At 69.3% G+C, this 17,081-nt stretch carries 8 protein-coding genes; 2 read left to right on the top strand and 6 right to left on the bottom strand.

Features of this window, described 5'->3' with window-relative positions; translation table 11 throughout:
* Window positions 1-156: 156 nt before the first annotated feature.
* The 4 genes from JQX13_RS38215 to JQX13_RS38200 all read right to left on the bottom strand — a co-directional run bounded on the left by JQX13_RS38215 (window position 157) and on the right by JQX13_RS38200 (window position 6,265).
* Window positions 157-1,740 (bottom strand): vitamin K epoxide reductase family protein, encoded by a 1,584-nt coding sequence (locus JQX13_RS38215; protein WP_239014101.1) that lies wholly within the window; start codon window positions 1,738-1,740, stop codon window positions 157-159.
* 151 nt (window positions 1,741-1,891) lie between these two features.
* Entirely contained in the window at window positions 1,892-3,067 is a 1,176-nt protein-coding gene (locus JQX13_RS38210; protein WP_203404352.1) for a cytochrome P450, read from the bottom strand.
* Window positions 3,068-3,335: 268 nt separating this feature from the next.
* On the bottom strand, window positions 3,336-4,442 hold the full coding sequence (locus JQX13_RS38205) for an enolase C-terminal domain-like protein (protein ID WP_203404351.1): 1,107 nt from the start codon (window positions 4,440-4,442) through the stop codon (window positions 3,336-3,338).
* A 35-nt stretch (window positions 4,443-4,477) separates the two neighbouring features.
* Window positions 4,478-6,265 carry a thiamine pyrophosphate-requiring protein gene (locus JQX13_RS38200; RefSeq protein ID WP_203404350.1) on the bottom strand — a complete coding sequence of 596 codons (1,788 nt, stop codon included), beginning with the start codon at window positions 6,263-6,265 and terminating at the stop codon, window positions 4,478-4,480.
* 233 nt (window positions 6,266-6,498) lie between these two features.
* Here JQX13_RS38200 and JQX13_RS38195 point away from each other — a divergent pair, with 233 nt between their 5' ends.
* Window positions 6,499-9,693 carry an FAD-binding and (Fe-S)-binding domain-containing protein gene (locus JQX13_RS38195; protein ID WP_203404349.1) on the top strand — a complete coding sequence of 1,065 codons (3,195 nt, stop codon included), beginning with the start codon at window positions 6,499-6,501 and terminating at the stop codon, window positions 9,691-9,693.
* Window positions 9,694-9,903: 210 nt separating this feature from the next.
* Here JQX13_RS38195 and JQX13_RS38190 read toward each other — a convergent pair whose 3' ends face one another.
* Entirely contained in the window at window positions 9,904-14,493 is a 4,590-nt protein-coding gene (locus JQX13_RS38190) for a hypothetical protein (RefSeq protein ID WP_203404348.1), read from the bottom strand.
* Between the two features lie 23 nt (window positions 14,494-14,516).
* A complete protein-coding gene (locus JQX13_RS38185) occupies window positions 14,517-15,317 on the bottom strand; it encodes a hypothetical protein (RefSeq protein WP_203404347.1) in 801 nt (266 codons plus the stop codon).
* Window positions 15,318-15,819: 502 nt separating this feature from the next.
* Between JQX13_RS38185 and JQX13_RS38180 the strand changes: the two genes are divergently transcribed.
* On the top strand, window positions 15,820-16,962 hold the full coding sequence (locus tag JQX13_RS38180) for a S8 family serine peptidase (protein WP_203404346.1): 1,143 nt from the start codon (window positions 15,820-15,822) through the stop codon (window positions 16,960-16,962).
* Window positions 16,963-17,081: the final 119 nt, after the last annotated feature.

The following is a 17,081-nucleotide window of genomic DNA, read 5'->3' as shown; positions in this document are numbered from 1 at the left end:
GGGTGAGCCCCGCAGGAGACAGTGCACCCTCGCGGGGGCGAGCATCCCGGAGGGCCCCCGACTCCCCACGGCATGAGGCGCGGTGAGCTCTCAACCCACCGCGCCTGGCACCGTCAGAGCCTGCCTCGGCCGCCGCCGAGCGGGACCGTGAGGTCATCACCGGACGAAGCGGTCCCAGCTTCCGTAGCGCTCGCGCCTGGGGCCGCGTGGAAGGGCCAGCGCCACGAGCAGCAGCCCCGTGAGGAGCCCGGCGAGGCGGCCCGCCAGCGTACCGCCTCCAAGGAACCAGGGCACGGCGGCGACCCCGAGCCCGAGCAGGACGTTGAGGTAGCGCGCCAGCCGGAACACCTCTCCCATGGCGATGACGGAGACGGTGATGGTGAGCAGGCCCGCCAGGCGGAAGATGTCGGCCGCCGGCTTCGTCATGCCCAGGAGGACGGGAGCGAAGACGAGCCCCACGCCCAGCACGACCGAGATCGCCAGGGTCCAGGGCACGCTCATCCCCCAGAGGCCCGCCCGCACCACCCGCAGGGGGTGCTCGGGCAACGTGAGGAGCTCCGGTGAGCGCTCGTCCTGGGTGCTCCCCTCGGGCGAGCCGCCCTTCCAGAACACCTCCCAGAGGGACTCCCCGCGCCGCTTCGCCCGCACCAGGTGCTGCCCCATGGCGACGACCTCGTCCCCTTCCAGCGGCAACATGGGCAGCATGATGGCGGCCGCGAGCAGGCAGAACGTACACCACTCCCCGACGACGATCGGCTGGGAGATGACGAGGAAGATGTGCACCAGCCCCAGGGGGATGACGAGGATGCCGTAGAACGTCACCATCCACGGCATGGTGCGCCAGCGCGAGGGGCTGCCCATGAAGCCCATGAGGAACTCGAACGTGTAGGCGAACGTCCCGAGCGCGGCGTCCGAGACGGGCCACATGTGGGACATGTTCGAGTTGAGGACCTGGCGCGTGCCGTCGCCGAAGAAGGGATCCCACACCGAGTCGATGTAGCCGAGCTGGAAGGCCGCGAGGTAGCGCGACACCACGAAGCCCAGGAAGCCCAGGGCGATCATCACCCAGCGCTGCGGCCAGCTCGAGGGGTTGTAGCTCCACCCCGGTGGCGTGGCCGGGCCCATCTTCATGTACATCACCATGTTGGGCATGCCGGGGATGAGCACCGTCAGGGCGATGACGAGCATCCCCACCAGCGTGCCATTGAGGTACGCGGCGGCGTTGGGCGCCCAGAGCACCACAGGCGCCAGGCTGAGCCAGATGCCCACGAAGCAGCAGGCCCAGAGGCTCCTGGGCCGGTTGGGAGTGAGGGCGCGCCAGCCGAAGAAGAGCAGGAGCGCGCCGCTGACGATGTCGCTCCACGTCATCAGCCGGACACGGGTGGGAAGCGACAGCCAGACGTCGCGCCCGCCGCTCGGCTCCACCAGCCCCTTGCCATAGCCGAAGGTCAGCGGGGCCAACAGCGTCCAGGCGCCCAGCAGCAGCACCGTCCAGTAGACCCAGAGCGTCTGCTGGTGGTGCATGCGCAGCATCTTCAAACGCTCTTCCCGGCCCATCGCATGGGGGGCGCCGCCCGCCTCCTGCTCCCGAGGGCGCTGCTTCTTCGCCTTGCGCGCCTTGCGCTCGGACATCGGCCGGGTGAGGCCCCTGCTCCCCATGCCGCCGGAGCCCGAGGGCTCATGCCCATCGTCCCCGCCATTGCCAGGCTGCCCCTCGTGCGGTCCGTGCTCGTGGCCCATGACAACCTCCAAGAACTCACGCTCATCATCTCCGCCCGGCCCGGCACCCCTTGGACACCCTCCGGACAGGCAGGCCCCGCCCCGCCTGGGGACACCCATCGCCACGCGCGTGGCCAGCACCTGGCTTGAGGAGGGCAGCAATTGAACCAGCTCACACTCCACGAGGAGACTCCGGGCCGGGCAGCGCCACCGCCTTGCGGCCCGCGGTTGAGGCGGCCGCTGCCCTTTCGTGTGGCGGCTCACGAGCATCCCTGACGTTCGCGATGACGAACCGGCTGGCCGGCTCCGCGGGAATCCTGGAGAGATCGACCCGGAGATCCTGCGACGGGACGTCGTAGCGCATGCCGCGCGTGAGCATGCGCGCGGCGACCTTCATGAGCGCGATGGTGCTCCACTCGCCAGCGCAGCGGTGCCCGGTGTGATGATCACCCCCGCCCTGCGGAATGAACGAAAATGGACTCCCGTCCCAGGTCCGAAACCGCTCCGGCCGGAACTCGTGAGGACGCTCCCACAGCCGGACGTCATGGTTCGTGCCGTACAGGTCCAGCAGCACGCGCCGGCCCCGAGGGAAATGGTAGCCCTTCCACGTGAAGTCCCGCCGGACACGGGCCGCCGCGAACGGGAAGAAGGGATAGTAGCGCCTGACCTCCTGGACGAAGTGCTCATACGCGTCGTCGTCCTCCTCCTCCAGGAGCCACGCGCGGCTCTCGGGGTGCTCGTGAAGCGCGAGGGCCTCGAACACCACGAACCGCGCGACGGCGACCGTCGGGCGCAGCACATTCAGCAGCTCGACCGCCGCCAGGCGTGGGCCCAGCCGCTTCCCATCCGGTCCCCGGTACTCCGCCACCGTCCGGAGGGCACTCCCCTCGGGAGCGGCATGCCTGCCCGCGCGGACCCGGGAGACCAGCCTTCCCAGCCAGGCTTCGGACCGCATCCGCATGAGGCGCGCACGCCAGTGCCTCGGCCCGACCCCCCCCGAACCATCAATCAATGCAGTGAGCTCGCGCGTCCGCTGGATCACCTCGGCCTCGGGCAGCGGCACCCCGGTCCACTCGCAGACCACACGGCAGAGGAGCTGCTGGACCTCATCGAGGAGCACGAGCCGCCCCTTGCGCTCCCACTCGCGGATGGAGGCCCTCCAGTGCTTCTCCGCCTGCTCGGAGAGGCGCCGGATACCGTCCGGCGACATGAGCGACATGAACATCGCCTTCCGCGAGCGGTGGGCCTCACCATCCAGTCCCTGCACGCCCCCCATGCCGAAGAGCGTCTTGCGGAGACGAAGCGGGGCGGCGCCGCGCCGCTGGAAGCGCTCCGAGTCGTAGAACATCCGGGCGGCCTCCGCCCCGCTCATGCACAGGGTCGGCCGGAGGAGGAGGCGCGTTTCGAAGACATCGGAGCGGTGCCGGGCGCAGCCGTTGCCGATGAAACGGTAGCCTTCCGATAACAGAGCAAGCGTGCTGTCCAGCCTCGAATCTCGCGGCATTCCGCCCATAGCACAGGGAACATGGACACGGCGGCCCGGTTGTCCACCCCGGTTCGAGCTCCTACGGGAAGGATGGGGTAGAGCCGGTCGCATGGCACAGACAACCCAGAGCTCACAGCGCGTAGCGCTCGGCATCCTGTCGCTTGAGCTCCAGTCCCATCCCCGGCCTGGACAGGTCCGGTGTCAGCACCCCCTTCACCGGGCCGCGCGCCCCGTCGAATAGCAGGTGCTCGATTCGCACGTGGTCGTGGAAGTACTCCAGATGCACCAGGTTGCGCGCCGCGCAGGCCGCGTGCAGGTGGAGGCTGGGCGCGCAGTGTGCCGACAACGGCACCTGGAAGCCTTCGCATAGCGCGTCCACCTGGAGGAAGCCCGTCACCCCCAGGCACCGTGTCGCGTCCGCCTGCAGCACGTCCACCGCCCGCGCCCCCAGCATCCTCTGGAAGTAGATGGCGTCCCAGCCATACTCCCCCGCCGCCACGTTCATCCCGCTCGGAATGCGCTGCCGCAACAGGTGCAGCCCCTCCAGGTCGTCGCTCGACACCGGCTCCTCGAACCAGACGACGCCCGCCTCCGCGAAGCCGTCCGCCATCACCAGCGCCTGCTTCACCGTGTACGCCCCGTTCCCGTCCACGAAGAGCTGCGCATCCGGGCCAATGGCCTCCCGCGCCTCCCACACCCGCATCCCATCCTCGTCCGGGTGGCTGCCCACCTTCATCTTCACCCGCGCAATCCCCTGCTCCACCCAACCCGCGAGCTGCTCCTTCAGCCTCGCGACGGAGTACGAGGTGAAACCTCCGCTGCCGTAGACGGGCACCTCGTCCCTCGCGGCTCCCAGCAACCTCACCAGCGGCACGTCCAGCAGCCGTGCCTTCGTGTCCCACAAAGCCGCATCCACCGCGGAGAGCGCCATGGCCACCAGCCCCGGCCGCCCCTTGTTGCGTACCCGCGTCAGCAACGACACCATCCGCGCCGGCACGTCCATCACGTCATGTCCCAGGAGCTCCTTGGATAGCGTGCGGTGGATGAGGCCCGCCGCCGCGGCGTCAGCGTAGGTGTAGCCGAGCCCCCGCGTGCCTCCCGCCGTCAGCTCCACCACCACCAACGTCGTGCTGTCCCACTCGATGGTGCCGTCCGCCTCGGGCGCATCCGTCGGTATCTCATACGCCCGAGCCTCGATGCGCTCGATGGGCACCGCCTCGCTGCTCCTCCGGGCCATGGCCGCTCCCCTCGCGTCGTTCCCGTGGGCCGGATCTAGTCCTTCTTGTGAGGCTTGAGCTGCTCCACCATGCCCTTGATGGACTGCTTGATGACGCCGACCGCTCTCTCGTCTCCCTTGAAGATGGCTTCCGAGAAGTGCTTCGCCTGCTCGAGGGAGATGTGCGGCGGCAGCGGCGGCACGTCGGGATCCGTGTACGCCTCGAGCACCACCGGACGGTCCGCGCTCAGCGCCTGATCCCAGGCGCGGGCAATCTGGTCCGGCCTGTCCACGCGGATGCCGCGCAGGCCGATCGACTCGGCGTATTGGGCATAGGGGAAGTCCGGCAGGTCCTGCGATGCCGGGTACTTCGGGTCTCCCGCCAGCACGCGCTGCTCCCACGTCACCTGGTTCAGGTCCCGGTTGTTGAGCACCAGGATGATGAGCCGGGGGTCCTTCCACTCCTTCCAGTACCTGGCGATGGTGACGAGCTCGCTGTTGCCGTTCATCTGCATGGCGCCGTCGCCCACCAGGGCGATGACGGGCCGGTCCGGGTAGGCGAACTTGGCGCCAATGGCATACGGAACACCGCAGCCCATGGTGGCCAGGTTGCCCGACAAGGACGCCATCATCCCCTTGCGGACCTTCAAATCCCTCGCGAACCAGTTGGCCGCCGAGCCCGAGTCCGACGAGAGGATGACTCCGTCGGGCAGCTTCGGCGACAGCTCCCAGAAGACGCGCTGCGGGTTGATGGGGTTGGCGTCGTTCATCGCCCTCCCCTCCACCACCTTCCACCACTGGCGGATGTTCTTCTCGATGGAGTCACGCCAGCTCCGGTCCTCCTTGCGCTTGAGCAGCGGAATGAGCGCGCGCAGCGTCTCCTTGGCGTCACCCGCGAGCGGCACCTCCATGGGGTAGCGGATGGCGAGCATGCGCCCGTCGACGTCGATCTGCACGCCGCGCGCCTGGCCCTCGGGCGGGAGGAACTCCGAATAGGGGAAGCTGGTGCCCACCATGAGGAGGGTGTCGCACTCCATCATCATGTCCCAACTGGGTTTGGTGCCCAGCAGGCCAATGGCCCCAGTGACGAAGGGCAGGTCGTCCGGCAGCACCGCCTTGCCGAGCAGCGCCTTGGCCACGCCCGCGCCCAGGAGGTCCGCCACCTCGACGATTTCGTCCGCCGCGCGCAGGGCGCCGGCCCCCACCAACATGGACACCTTCTTGCCCTCGTTGAGCACGTCGGCGGCGCGCCGCAAATCCTTCTCCTGGGGAATCACGCGCGGCTCGCTGTAGCCCACGCTGGAGTGGATGGAGCCGTGCACCTGGGGAGGCCGCTGATAGGGCTCCTCCTGCACGTCGTTGGGGATGATGATGCACGTCACCGTGCGCGAGGCCTGGGCGATGCGCATGGCCCGGTCCACCGCGTGGCGGATGGCCGAGGGGTTGGAGACCATGACGGTGTACTCGCTCGCCACGTCCTTGAAGAGCACGGGCAGGTCCACCTCCTGCTGGTAGTGGCCACCCAACCCCATGCTCTTCTGCTGGCCCACGATGGCCACCACGGGCTGATGGTCCAGCTTCGCGTCATAGAGGCCGTTGAGCAGGTGGATGGCCCCCGGACCCGAGGTGGCCAGACACACGCCCACCTCGCCCGTGAACTTCGCATGGGCGCAGGCCATGAAGGCCGCCATCTCCTCGTGGCGTGCCTGGATGAACTGGAACTCGGAGTTGCGCCCGAGCGCGCCGAGGATTCCGTTGATGCCGTCCCCCGGGTATCCGTAGAGGCGGCGGATGCCCCACTGCGTGAGGCGATAGAGCAGGTAGTCGCTGACAGTGGCACTCATCGAGGCTCCCCATGCGAGATGACTTCGCCGCTCAACCTGCGTATCCCCCCACGGGGAGTGGAACCCGCTCATAGCGAACAGGCGCGAGGGGCCTCGCCCCATGCGCCCTGGGGCTGGCGGGCGAGGGAGCACATTCGGGATCTCATGAGGTCCACCCTTTGCCCTGGCGCGAGGTGCCTAGCTTCACACGCGTGCCCGCGCATCGTGAGGCACGAACGGGGGAGGAAGCAGGCATGCGGCCCATGGACGCCATCCAACGCACGCTGTCGAGGATGTCACGCAAGCGGCCCACACCACACACGCTCCCAGGCTCGCAAGGCGGCGATGTCATGGTGGACGTGCGGGGGCTGGAGGCCGACCTGCGCCGTTCGGTGGAGGGCGAGGTCCGCTTCGATGACGGCAGCCGAGCGCTCTACGCCACCGATGCCTCCAACTACCGCCAGGTGCCCATTGGCGTCGTCATCCCCCGGAGCCTCGACGACGTCCTCCAGACGGTGCGCGTCTGCCGGGAATACGGCGCCCCGCTGCTGTCGCGCGGCGGCGGCACCAGCCTCGCGGGCCAGTGCTGCAACATCGCCGTGGTCATCGACTGGATGAAGTACCTGAACAAGGTGCTGGAGGTGGACTCGGGGACGAAGACGGCCCGCGTGCTGCCCGGCACCGTGCTCGACACCCTGCGCAACGAGGCCGAGCGCTACCACCTCACCTTCGGCCCGGATCCGGCCACGCACACCCACTGCACCCTGGGTGGCATGTTGGGCAACAACGCGTGCGGTGCGCACGCGCAGATGGCCGGACCCGTCTCCCACAACGTGCTGGAGCTGGACGTGCTCACCTATGACGGCCTGCGCCTGAAGGTGGGCCCCACCTCCGAGGAGGAGCTCCAGGCCATCATCCGCTCCGGCGGCCGGCGCGGCGACATCTACCGCAGGCTGCGCGACCTCCGGGATCGCTACGCGGACGAAATCCGCCGCCGCTACCCACCCATCCCCCGGCGCATCTCCGGCTACAACCTGGAGGCGCTGCTGCCCGAGCACGGCTTCGACGTGGCGAGCGCCCTGGTGGGCTCCGAGGGCACGTGCGTCACCCTCCTCACGGCGAAGCTGAGGCTCATCCACAGCCCACCGCACCGGGTGGTGGTGCTGCTCGGCTACCGTGACATCTACACCGCGGGAGACCACGCCCATGAGCTGGCCGCGCGCTTCAAGCCGCTCGCGCTGGAGGGGTTGGATCACAAGCTCATCAACAACGTCGTCGTGAAGGGCCACACGAGCGAGCACCGTTCCATCCGCCCCAAGAGCTCGCACGCGGAGTTCCTCCATCTGCTGCCGGAGGGCCAGGGCTACCTCATGCTCGAGTTCGGCGGGAACACGAAGGAGGAGGCCATCGAGCGGGCGCGCGAGGTAATGGCCGAGCTGCGCAAGAGCCGGCAGCCGCTGGAGGACATGCGGCTGTACTCGGACATGGAAGACATCGAACACGTGTGGAAGATCCGCGAGTCGGGCCTGGGCGCCACCGCTCGCGTGCCCGGCAAGCCGGACGCCTGGCCCGGATGGGAGGACTCGGCGGTGCCTCCGGAGAGGCTGGGGAGCTACCTTCGCGGCCTGAGCAAGCTGTACGACAAATATGGCTATGACGCCTCGCTCTACGGCCACTTCGGCCAGGCGTGCGTGCACACGCGCATCGACTTCGACCTCACCTCCGCCAGGGGCATCCAGAAGTACCGCGCCTTCATCAACGAGGCGGTGGACCTGTGCGTGTCCATGGGGGGCTCGATGTCGGGCGAGCATGGGGACGGGCAGGCACGCGGCGAGTTCCTCCCGCGCATGTTCGGCCCGGAGCTGGTGCGCGCCTTCCGCGAGTTCAAGAGCATCTGGGATCCACGGGGGAAGATGAACCCGGGCAAGGTGGTGGATGCCCACCCCATCGACCACGAGCTGCGCCTGGGCCGGGACTACAATGAGCGGACGTGGAAGCCCCGGACGCACTTCAAGTTCCCGGATGACGACGGCCTCTTCCACCGGGCCACCGAGCGCTGCGTGGGCGTGGGTAAGTGCCGGCGGGACAGCGGCGGCACCATGTGCCCCAGCTACATGGTGACGAAGGAGGAGAAGCACACCACGCGCGGCCGGGCGCACATCCTCTTCGAGATGTTGCAGGGCCAGGTCATCAAGAAGGGCTGGCGCGACGAGCACGTGAAGGAGTCGCTGGAGCTGTGCCTGTCGTGCAAGGGATGCAAGGGGGACTGTCCGGTGAACGTGGACCTGGCCACGTACAAGGCGGAGTTCCTCTCGCACTACTACAAGGGACACCTGCGCCCGAGGACCGCCTACGCCATGGGCCTCATCATGTTCTGGGCGCGGGCGGCCATGATCGCGCCGGGGCTGGTGAACCTCCTCATGCGGCACTCGCCCTCCAAGGAGATCCTCCAAAAGCTGGGGGGCATCACCACGAAGCGGCCCATGCCCCGCTTCGCGCCCGAGTCCTTCCAGCGCTGGGTGGGACGGCAGCGGCCGACGCCGCGCAACCAGGGCCACTCGCGGGTGCTGCTGTGGCCGGACACCTTCAACAACCACTTCTTCCCGGAGACGGCGGCCTCGGCGCTGGAGGTGCTGGAGGACGCGGGCTTCGAGGTGGTGGTGCCCCAGGGATTCCTGTGCTGCGGCCGGCCGCTCTACGACTTCGGCATGCTGCCCACGGCGAAGTGGATGCTGCGGCGCACGGTCGAGCGGCTCCGGCCGTACATCGAAGAGGGCGTGCCGCTCGTGGGCCTGGAGCCGAGCTGCGTGTCCGTGTTCCGCGACGAGCTGCGCAACCTCTTCCCGGACTGGGGGCTCGCCCGGCAGTTGCGGCGGCAGACGTTCCTCTTCAGCGAGTTCCTCGGCAAGTACGCGGAGAACTGGCGGCCTCCGCGCCTGGAGAAGAAGGCGGTGGTGCACGGGCACTGCCACCACAAGTCGCTCTTCAAGATGCAGGACGAGGAAGGCCTGCTCGACAAGCTGGGGCTGGACTACCAGATGCCGGAGACGGGCTGCTGTGGCATGGCGGGCTCGTTCGGCTTCGAGGAGGGAGAGAAGTACGAGGTCTCCCAGAAGGTGGGTGAGCGCGTGCTGCTGCCCAAGGTGAGGCAGACGCCCAGGGACTCGCTCATCATCGCGGATGGCTTCAGCTGCCGGGAGCAGATTGCCCAGAACACGGATCGCAAGGCCCTGCACATGGCGCAGGTGATACGGATGGCCAAGGCGTACGGGCGCGCGGGCCCCGCGGGTGAGTACCCCGAGCGGGGCTGGGTGACGAATGGCCTGGGCAAGCCCCCGGCGCGCTGGGGCCTGCGCGCGACGGTGGTGGGCGTGGGCCTGCTGCTCGGTGGCCTGCGGTGGCTGAAGCCCCGGCCGTCCCGCCCCGCGCCCTGGCGCCTGCTGTCCTGAGGCGCCCCTCCGGGCCCGCCCTCCCCTCCCCGGCCTCGCGGCTGCCCACGCATCCCGACCCGTTGCCTCCCTGGAGCCGAGGCATCCGTTGGGTGCGCGGACAGCTCGTGCGCGAGCTGTCCCTGCATCTCCCGAACGGCTGGCCGGCCGTGCTGGACACGCCAGCCGTTTCGGGAGACCCAGACCCTTCATGCGACGACTACCTCACGGCTACCAGATGATCTGCTCCGTGGTGGAGGTGATGCCGGTGTCGCTCCTTCCACCAACGACGTAGATGAAGGCCCCATGCAGCGTGCCGCCCGGGAGGTAGCGCGCCACACTCATCGGCGCCCTCGTGTTGCTCCACGCATCCAGTGCGGGAGGCGAGGAGGAGATGACCGCCTGGGTGCTGTCCGCGCTGGCGCTGCCGTTCTGGCCGCAGAACGCGAAGAGCGTGTTGTTCGCCTGGATGGCCACGAAGCCGGCGCGTGAGGGGTTCATCGAGCCCAGGCTCCCCCACGCCTCCAGCGCCCCGCCAGTCCCCACCTTCGCCACCTGGATGGTGGAGGTCGTGCTCTCACCCGCCGAGCTCTTCACGAACCCGCCAGCCACATAGATGTACTGGCCCGTGGAGAGGGGGGCCGCGAACGCCCCGTGCTGCCAGCGTGCGGTGAAGGTGCTGGAGCCAGCGGTGAGGGTGCCCAGGGTGTGGGCGCCCGTCGCCGTGTCGAGGGTGATGGGGAGCAGATCGTACGAGCCGAGCAGATTGCCGGTCTCGTCCTTGCCACCCAGCACGTAGAGGTAGTGCACCTCCGTCTTCGTGGAGGTGTCGGCCGGACCCGGCAGCACGACGGAGGTGGCTCCGTCACGCCCCGCGGTGAGGTGGGCCACCACCGACCACCGGCCCGTGGCGCCGATGGGCAGCGGCGAGGCCCCTCCGGGGGTGAGGCTGCCGTCGTCGGTGAACCAGGCCTGTGTCGACGGCACCTCCGCGAGCAACCTCTCCGTGCCGGCCCGCGCGTCCGCCGTGGTGCGGTAGACGCGGTACTTCACGGCACCGGAGACGCCGGCCCAGCGAACGGTGAGCACCAGGCCCCTACCCTCCAGCGCGGGCAGCGAGACGGGGAACGGATCGGACGGAAGGTTCTCCCCGTCGGGGTTGAACGCATCCGCCGAGCCCATCACCGCCGCCACCCGGTAGAAGTACACCCCCCTGGGCAGGCCCTTCTCCGTGGAGATGGCGACATCCAGGTCGGTGATGTTCACCTTGTCCTTCGGCTTGAGGATGAAGGCGCGCTCCACGGTGGTGTGCACCCCGCTGGCGTCCCGGCCACCCGCCACGTAGAGGAAGTCACCCACCCGCTGACCGGTTGCCCGGGTGCGCGGCACCGTCAGGGCGTTGGGCTGCGGGAAGTAGCCGCTGGGGAGGCCGAAGATGTCCAGGGGAGCGGACTCCACCGAGGCGTACGCCCCCGCCTCCGTGCCATTGTCCCCACCAAGGACATAGAGGAACTGGGCGGCACTGGTGGCCCTGCCACCCGCGGCCACCGGCGCCCGCCGGGGCGTTCCCAGCGCGGGGCCGGAGTTGAACGCCGTCAGCTTCTGCGCCGCGTTGGTGAAGACCAGGCTCGAGTACTCCGCGTAGCTCGTGTCCGCGTTGGTCACCCGCACCACACAGGCCTGCCCGTTGGCGAAGCTGGAGGAGTCCACGGTGGCCTGGAGGAGCGTGCCCGCGGTGTCGACGGAGGCAACGGTGGCCGGCACCGTGGTGATGGCGCCGGTGCTGCCATCCAGGCACCGCAGCGCCACCGCGGGAGTGCGGAAGTTCTCCCCCTTCACTTCGAAGGCCGCCGCGGACTGGCCCGTGAGGAGCGAGCCCGGATTGACGGTCGCGATGCCCGGCAGCTTGTCGGCGAGGATGGTGTAGGCGTCATCGAGCACGCCCACCGCGCCATCCGGGTTGACGACGATGACATCATACAAGCCCGCCAACTGGCCCGAGGGCACCACGGCCGTGGCCTTCGAGGTGCTGTTCACCGCCACCGACTCGAGCGGCACCGCCACCGCGCCGGCCGTCGCCGGGTTGAGGTAGAAGCGCGGCAGCCCCTGTAGCCCCCCGCCCACCGTGGCATCGGCCGAGAGCTCCACCGCCGTGTTCTCCAAGGTGGAGCCGAAGGGCGGCTGGATGCTGGTGAGGCGGAGCGTCGTCTGGTCCACCACCTTGAAGGCAGCCGTCAGCTCACCCGGGCAGGTGGTGGTGGCGCCATCCACCACGCGCACGTCATAGCTGCCCGCGGGCGTCTCCTGGGCCACCGTGAAGAGGATGCGGTTGGCCTTGGACGGGTTGTACTGCGAGGGCACCGTGACGAAGGGCTCGGCCGTCCCGCTCGGGCGAACCTGCACCTGCAGCCCCTCCGCCGAGAAGCCCGAGGCGTACAGCGTGGCCTGGGTGGTGATGCCGTTGTAGACCACCGGCGGGTCCGCGAAGAACACCGTCGGCCCATCCGTCACCGACAGGACCGCCGCCACCGTGGCCTCGCAGCCCCCCGCCGCGGTGACGATCTCGATGTCATACGGGCCCCCCGGGGGCAGAGGGCCGCTGAAGGTGGCCTGCGCGCTATTGCCATCCGCGCTCACCGTCACGCCCGTGGCCGTCATCGGCGTGGGTGACAGCAGGCGCACCACCATGCCCGGCACGAAGTGGCTGCCCACCAGGTCCACCTTGCCGCCCGCCGAGCACACCTTGTTGGGGCTCGACCCGGTGAGGGTGGGCGGGGACGTCACGTTGAAGAGCACCTCCTGGGTGCTGCCGCATGCGGCCGGCGCCGGGTTGCGCACCGTGATGAGCGAGCTCCCCTCCGCCAGCGAGCCCGGGCTCACCGAGAACGTCAGCTCGGAGCAGCGCTCCAGTGCCTGGGAGTAACCGGCCAGCGGCTCGCAGGAGCCGGAGACGAGCGCCGAGGTATACGCCGCGGTGCCGATGGTCACCCCAGGCGTGGCACCGCCCACCCCGAGGAAGCCGCTCCCCTTCAGGGTGATGGTCTGCTCCGTGGTGGCTGCCTTGCAGATGCCGGGCGGCGTCGCCGCGATCAGCACCGGCGCGGGCGCGAGGTACACCTGGCGCGAGGTGCTGGTACAGCCGGCGGGCGCGGGATTGCTCACCGTCACCGCCAGCTCGCCGCTGGCCGCCGCCCTGGGCACCGTCACCTTCAAAGAGGAGCAGGAGGTGACAGCCTCGAGCGCTCCCATCACCGGCGTGCAGTTGGAGACCACCGGCGCATCCAACGTGAGCGAGCCCACCTTCACCACGGGCAACGTCCCGTTCACCGTGAGGAAGTTCGAGCCCTCCACCATGAGGTCCACGCTGGACTCCTCGGCGCATGTCACGTCCGGGGTCACCGCGGAGATGGCCGGCGGCGGAACGCTGACGAAGTTCACCGACTCGGAGGAGGAGCAGGCGGCTGGAGCCGGGTTGAGGACGGACACCGGCAGCGTGCCCACGTCCGTGCCCTGCGGCACGGTGACGTTGAGCGTGCCGCACGTGTGCACCGTCTCGGTGGGGCCCTCCACCGGCGTACAGTCCGCGGGGGTGGGGGTGAGCGAGAGCGAGCCCAGCTTCACCGAGGGCAGGCGCCCATCCACCGTGAGGAAGCCCGAGCCCTTCACCGCCACCAGCACACCGCCCTCGGCCGCGCAGGCCAGGTCCGGCTCCACCGCGGCCACGCTCGGCGGCGGCACCACGGTGAACTTCACCGGCTGCGAGGTGGCGCAGTCGGCCGGGACCGGGTTCTTCACCCGCACGTCATACGTGCCGGGCGACAGGCCGTCCGGCGGAAGCACCGCGGTGAGGGTGGTGCAGCTCGTCACCGTCTCCCTGGGGCCGCTCACGCCGGTGCAGTCGGAGGCCACCGTCGGCAACTCCAGGGTGCCCAGGATGAGGGTGGGGGTGGCCGCGTCCACGGTGATGAAGCCCGTCCCCGTGACGGTGAGGGTGTTCTCCCCCTGCGCCGTGCACACCAGGTCCGCTTCCACCTTCGCCAGCGTGGGCTCGGGCACCAGGGTGAAGGTGACGGACTCGGTGCTGCCGCACGCGACGGTGGCCGGGTTGGTCACCTTCACCTGGTGGCCGCGCGGCTCGAGGCTCTTGGCCGGCAGGCTCACGGTGAGGGCGCGGCAGGCCTCCAGGCCCGCCTTGCCTGGCAGCGCGCGGCAGTCCGCCATCGACGCCGGCGCGAAGGCCATGCCGTCGAACGTCACCGTGGGCGTCGCGCTCGCCGAGCGGATGAAGAAGTCACCCGTGAGGGTGACGGTGTTCCCCTGGTCCGAGCAGACCAGGTCCGGCCGCACCTCGGTGAGGGAGGGCCGCGGCACCACCAGCAGGGACTCGGCCAGCTCCACCGACTGGCCGTTGCGGTTCTCCGCGCGCACGGTGTAGAGGCCCGGCGCCACTCCCAGCTCCGGGAAGATGTCGAAGCGCATCTCCCCGTCACTGCTCCAGCGCACCCGGCCGGAGGAGGGATTGGCGGCATCGTCTGGTAGCGCCACCTGGGCGCCCGTGCCGGCCTCGCCGGAGATGGACCGCGCCTGCACCAGCGTCAGTTGGGGCAGGTTCACCCGGGCTTCGCCGGTGAGGCCATCGCTCACCAGGGGCGACAGGCTGTCGCCGGAGAGCACCACCTCGGTGGTGAGCTGCTCGCCACAGACGGCCAGGGGCGCCACGGCGGAGAGCGCGGGGGCCGGGCCCGAGAGCTTGCGCTCGCACCCGGCGATACACAGGAAGAGAAGGGCCGCGAAGACGCGGCGCAACGAGGGAGAGGACATGGTTCGTTGGTTCTCCGCGGAATTCAGAAGGACAGGAGGTAGCCGGCGCGTGTGGCCACGTCGCCGATGTTCACGTCGCCCGTGACGAGGTGCTGGATGGGCGAGGAGACGAACTGCGCCTCCAGCACCGCATGGCCGGGCCCCAGCCGCAGGCCCGCGCCGAGCTGCCCGGCGAAGGCCACGTGGAGGCCCGTCTCGGTGTGCGCGCCGAAGTCCGCGCTCCCAGCGCCCCCGGCCAGCTCGCTCGACAGGAACTGCGCCCGTATCCCCAACCCCCCGTAGGGCACCAGCGGCGCGGAGAGGGGGAAGAGGAAGAACCTGGGTCCGGCGAAGAGGCCGAGCGTGCGCTCCTGAAGGGTGTACGTCGCCGGAGCCGACAGCCGCGGATCCTGCACGGTCCGGGTGTGCGAGGGCTGTCCGTAGGCCACCTCCACCGCCACCCCCAACCGCTGGCCCAGTGCCGGGAGGAACCCCACCTCCAGCGCCCCCACCGGCGCGGTGGCCAGCGGGCTGAGCACCTGCGGGAAGACCGCGCCCACCTTGGGGAGGACGAAGAAACGTGGCCCCGCCACCGCCGGAGCCTCGGCCACCGCCGGAGCCTCGGCCACCGCCGGAGCCTCGGCCACCGCCGGAGCCTCAACCGCCGCCGGAGCCTCGGCCGGCTCGGGGGCCGGAGCCGGCTCGGCCACGAGCGGAGCCAGCAGTTCACTGCCCGGAGCCGGTGCGGGGGAAACGGGCGCGGGCGGCTGGGCGGCCAGCGGGGCCGGCTCGAACGCCTCGGCTTCCAGTGCCTCCGGGGCCGGCGGAGTCTTTGCTCCCCGCATCTTCTTTCCAGCCTTCTTGCCGGTCTTCTTTCCAGCCTTCTTGCCGACCTTCGTCCCAGCGCGGGCGGTTGCCTTTTTTCTCCCCTGAATGGAGGGGGTGGGAGTTTCAGAGGGAGAGACCTGGGCCCGGGATTCGAACGTGAATCCCAGGACGACCAGGTACAGGACGGACAGACGCATTTGGACACCTCGGGGGCGGAGGGGGCACAACCCCGAGGCTCAAGCAATTGTCATGCACACGACGCTGCTGCCCCTACCCAGGGCCACAGGGTTCATTGATTCTCAAATCGTACGAATACGGACAATGGGGTGTACCAACAGGGACAGTCGGAGTTCGGGCACCTCGCGGACGGGCTCCCTGTTTCTTCGAGTTGTGGTGCCTTACAGGCACTTTCCCGATTTCTCGAAATTCGTTAAAAATCACCTTTGTCAACATTGAAGGTAAAAATACTTATCCGTACTGTAGCGGCGTCCCCCCTGCTGTACCCCTGGAGACGTCCACATGAAAAAACTCGTTGTATCCCTGGCCACTCTGAGCCTCGCCGCTTGTAACGGTGCCGAGACGGATGTGGAGGAGCAGGCCCAGGAGATTGACGTGGGCATCCTGGCCCTGACGGCTGATGAGAACGGGAAGATCCCGGGCCACTACATCGTGACCTTGAAGGAGGGAGTGGAGCCCAAGGGGTTCGCCAAGGCCCTGGGCCTGGCGCCCAGCTTCGTCTACAGCAACGCGCTCAACGGCTTCGCGGGCTACATCCCCGAGGCGCTGGTGAACAAGCTGCAGAAGGACAGCAGCGTGCTGCGTGTCGAGGCGGACGGCGTGGTGTACGCCAACCAGACCACTCCGTGGGGCATCAGCAACATCGGCTCCACCACCAACTCCACCCTGGCGGGCAACGGCTCCGGCACCACCACCGGCCCGACAGTCTTCATCATCGACACGGGCATCGACGCCAGCCACACGGACCTCAACGTGATTGGCCATGTGAACTACGCCGGTGGCCCGAACACCGACTGCAACGGCCACGGCACGCACGTGGCGGGCACGGTGGGCGCCAAGGACAACGCCAGCGACGTGGTGGGCGTGGCCCCCGGCGTGGCACAGTACGGCGTGAAGGTGCTCAGCTGCTCGGGCTCCGGCTCCTGGTCCGGCGTCATCTCCGGCATGGACTTCGTGGCCGGCCACTCGGCGAAGAACAAGGTCGCCAACATGTCGCTGGGCGGCGGCTACAACCAGTCCATCAACGACGCCGCGGCGAACATGGTGAACAACAACGTGGCGGTGGCGGTGGCCGCGGGCAACGACGGCGACGATGCGGCGAACCACTCGCCCGCGAGCGAGCCCTCCGTCCTCACCGTGGCGGCGTATGACTCCACCAACAACGACGCCTCGTGGACCAACTACGGCTCGCTGGTGGACCTGTCGGCCCCGGGCGTGAGCATCCTCTCCACCAAGAAGGGCGGCGGCACCACCACCATGAGCGGCACCTCGATGGCCTCGCCGCACGTGGCCGGTGCGCTGGCGCTCTACCTGGCCAACAACCCCTCCGCCTCCGCCACCACGGCCCAGAACGCGGTGAAGAGCAACACCTCGGGCACCACCAAGACGTACGGCTTCGCCCGGCTCTACGTCGGCAACTGGTAGTTCCCGCCCCAGCCCTCCCGGGCTGACGGCAACCCCGAACCATCGGCCGGAGCCCTCCCCCGGTGTCTCCGGCTGCTCCCGGCCCCGCGCCCACGACGAGCGCGGCCGTGAGTCCGACC

Source organism: Archangium violaceum, assembly GCF_016859125.1.
In the GTDB taxonomy this organism is placed as follows: domain Bacteria; phylum Myxococcota; class Myxococcia; order Myxococcales; family Myxococcaceae; genus Archangium; species Archangium violaceum_A.
Note: the sequence above shows the minus strand (reverse complement) of the source record. Positions and strands in the feature narration are given on the sequence as shown.

Coding starts and splice junctions, on each gene's coding strand:
- JQX13_RS38195 (WP_203404349.1), top strand. CDS start 6,499: ATGCGGCCCATGGACGCCATCCAACGCACGCTGTCGAGGATGTCACGC.
- JQX13_RS38200 (WP_203404350.1), bottom strand. CDS start 6,265: ATGAGTGCCACTGTCAGCGACTACCTGCTCTATCGCCTCACGCAGTGG.
- JQX13_RS38180 (WP_203404346.1), top strand. CDS start 15,820: ATGAAAAAACTCGTTGTATCCCTGGCCACTCTGAGCCTCGCCGCTTGT.
- JQX13_RS38210 (WP_203404352.1), bottom strand. CDS start 3,067: ATGTTCTACGACTCGGAGCGCTTCCAGCGGCGCGGCGCCGCCCCGCTT.
- JQX13_RS38205 (WP_203404351.1), bottom strand. CDS start 4,442: ATGGCCCGGAGGAGCAGCGAGGCGGTGCCCATCGAGCGCATCGAGGCT.
- JQX13_RS38185 (WP_203404347.1), bottom strand. CDS start 15,317: ATGCGGGGAGCAAAGACTCCGCCGGCCCCGGAGGCACTGGAAGCCGAG.
- JQX13_RS38215 (WP_239014101.1), bottom strand. CDS start 1,740: ATGGGCCACGAGCACGGACCGCACGAGGGGCAGCCTGGCAATGGCGGG.
- JQX13_RS38190 (WP_203404348.1), bottom strand. CDS start 14,493: ATGTCCTCTCCCTCGTTGCGCCGCGTCTTCGCGGCCCTTCTCTTCCTG.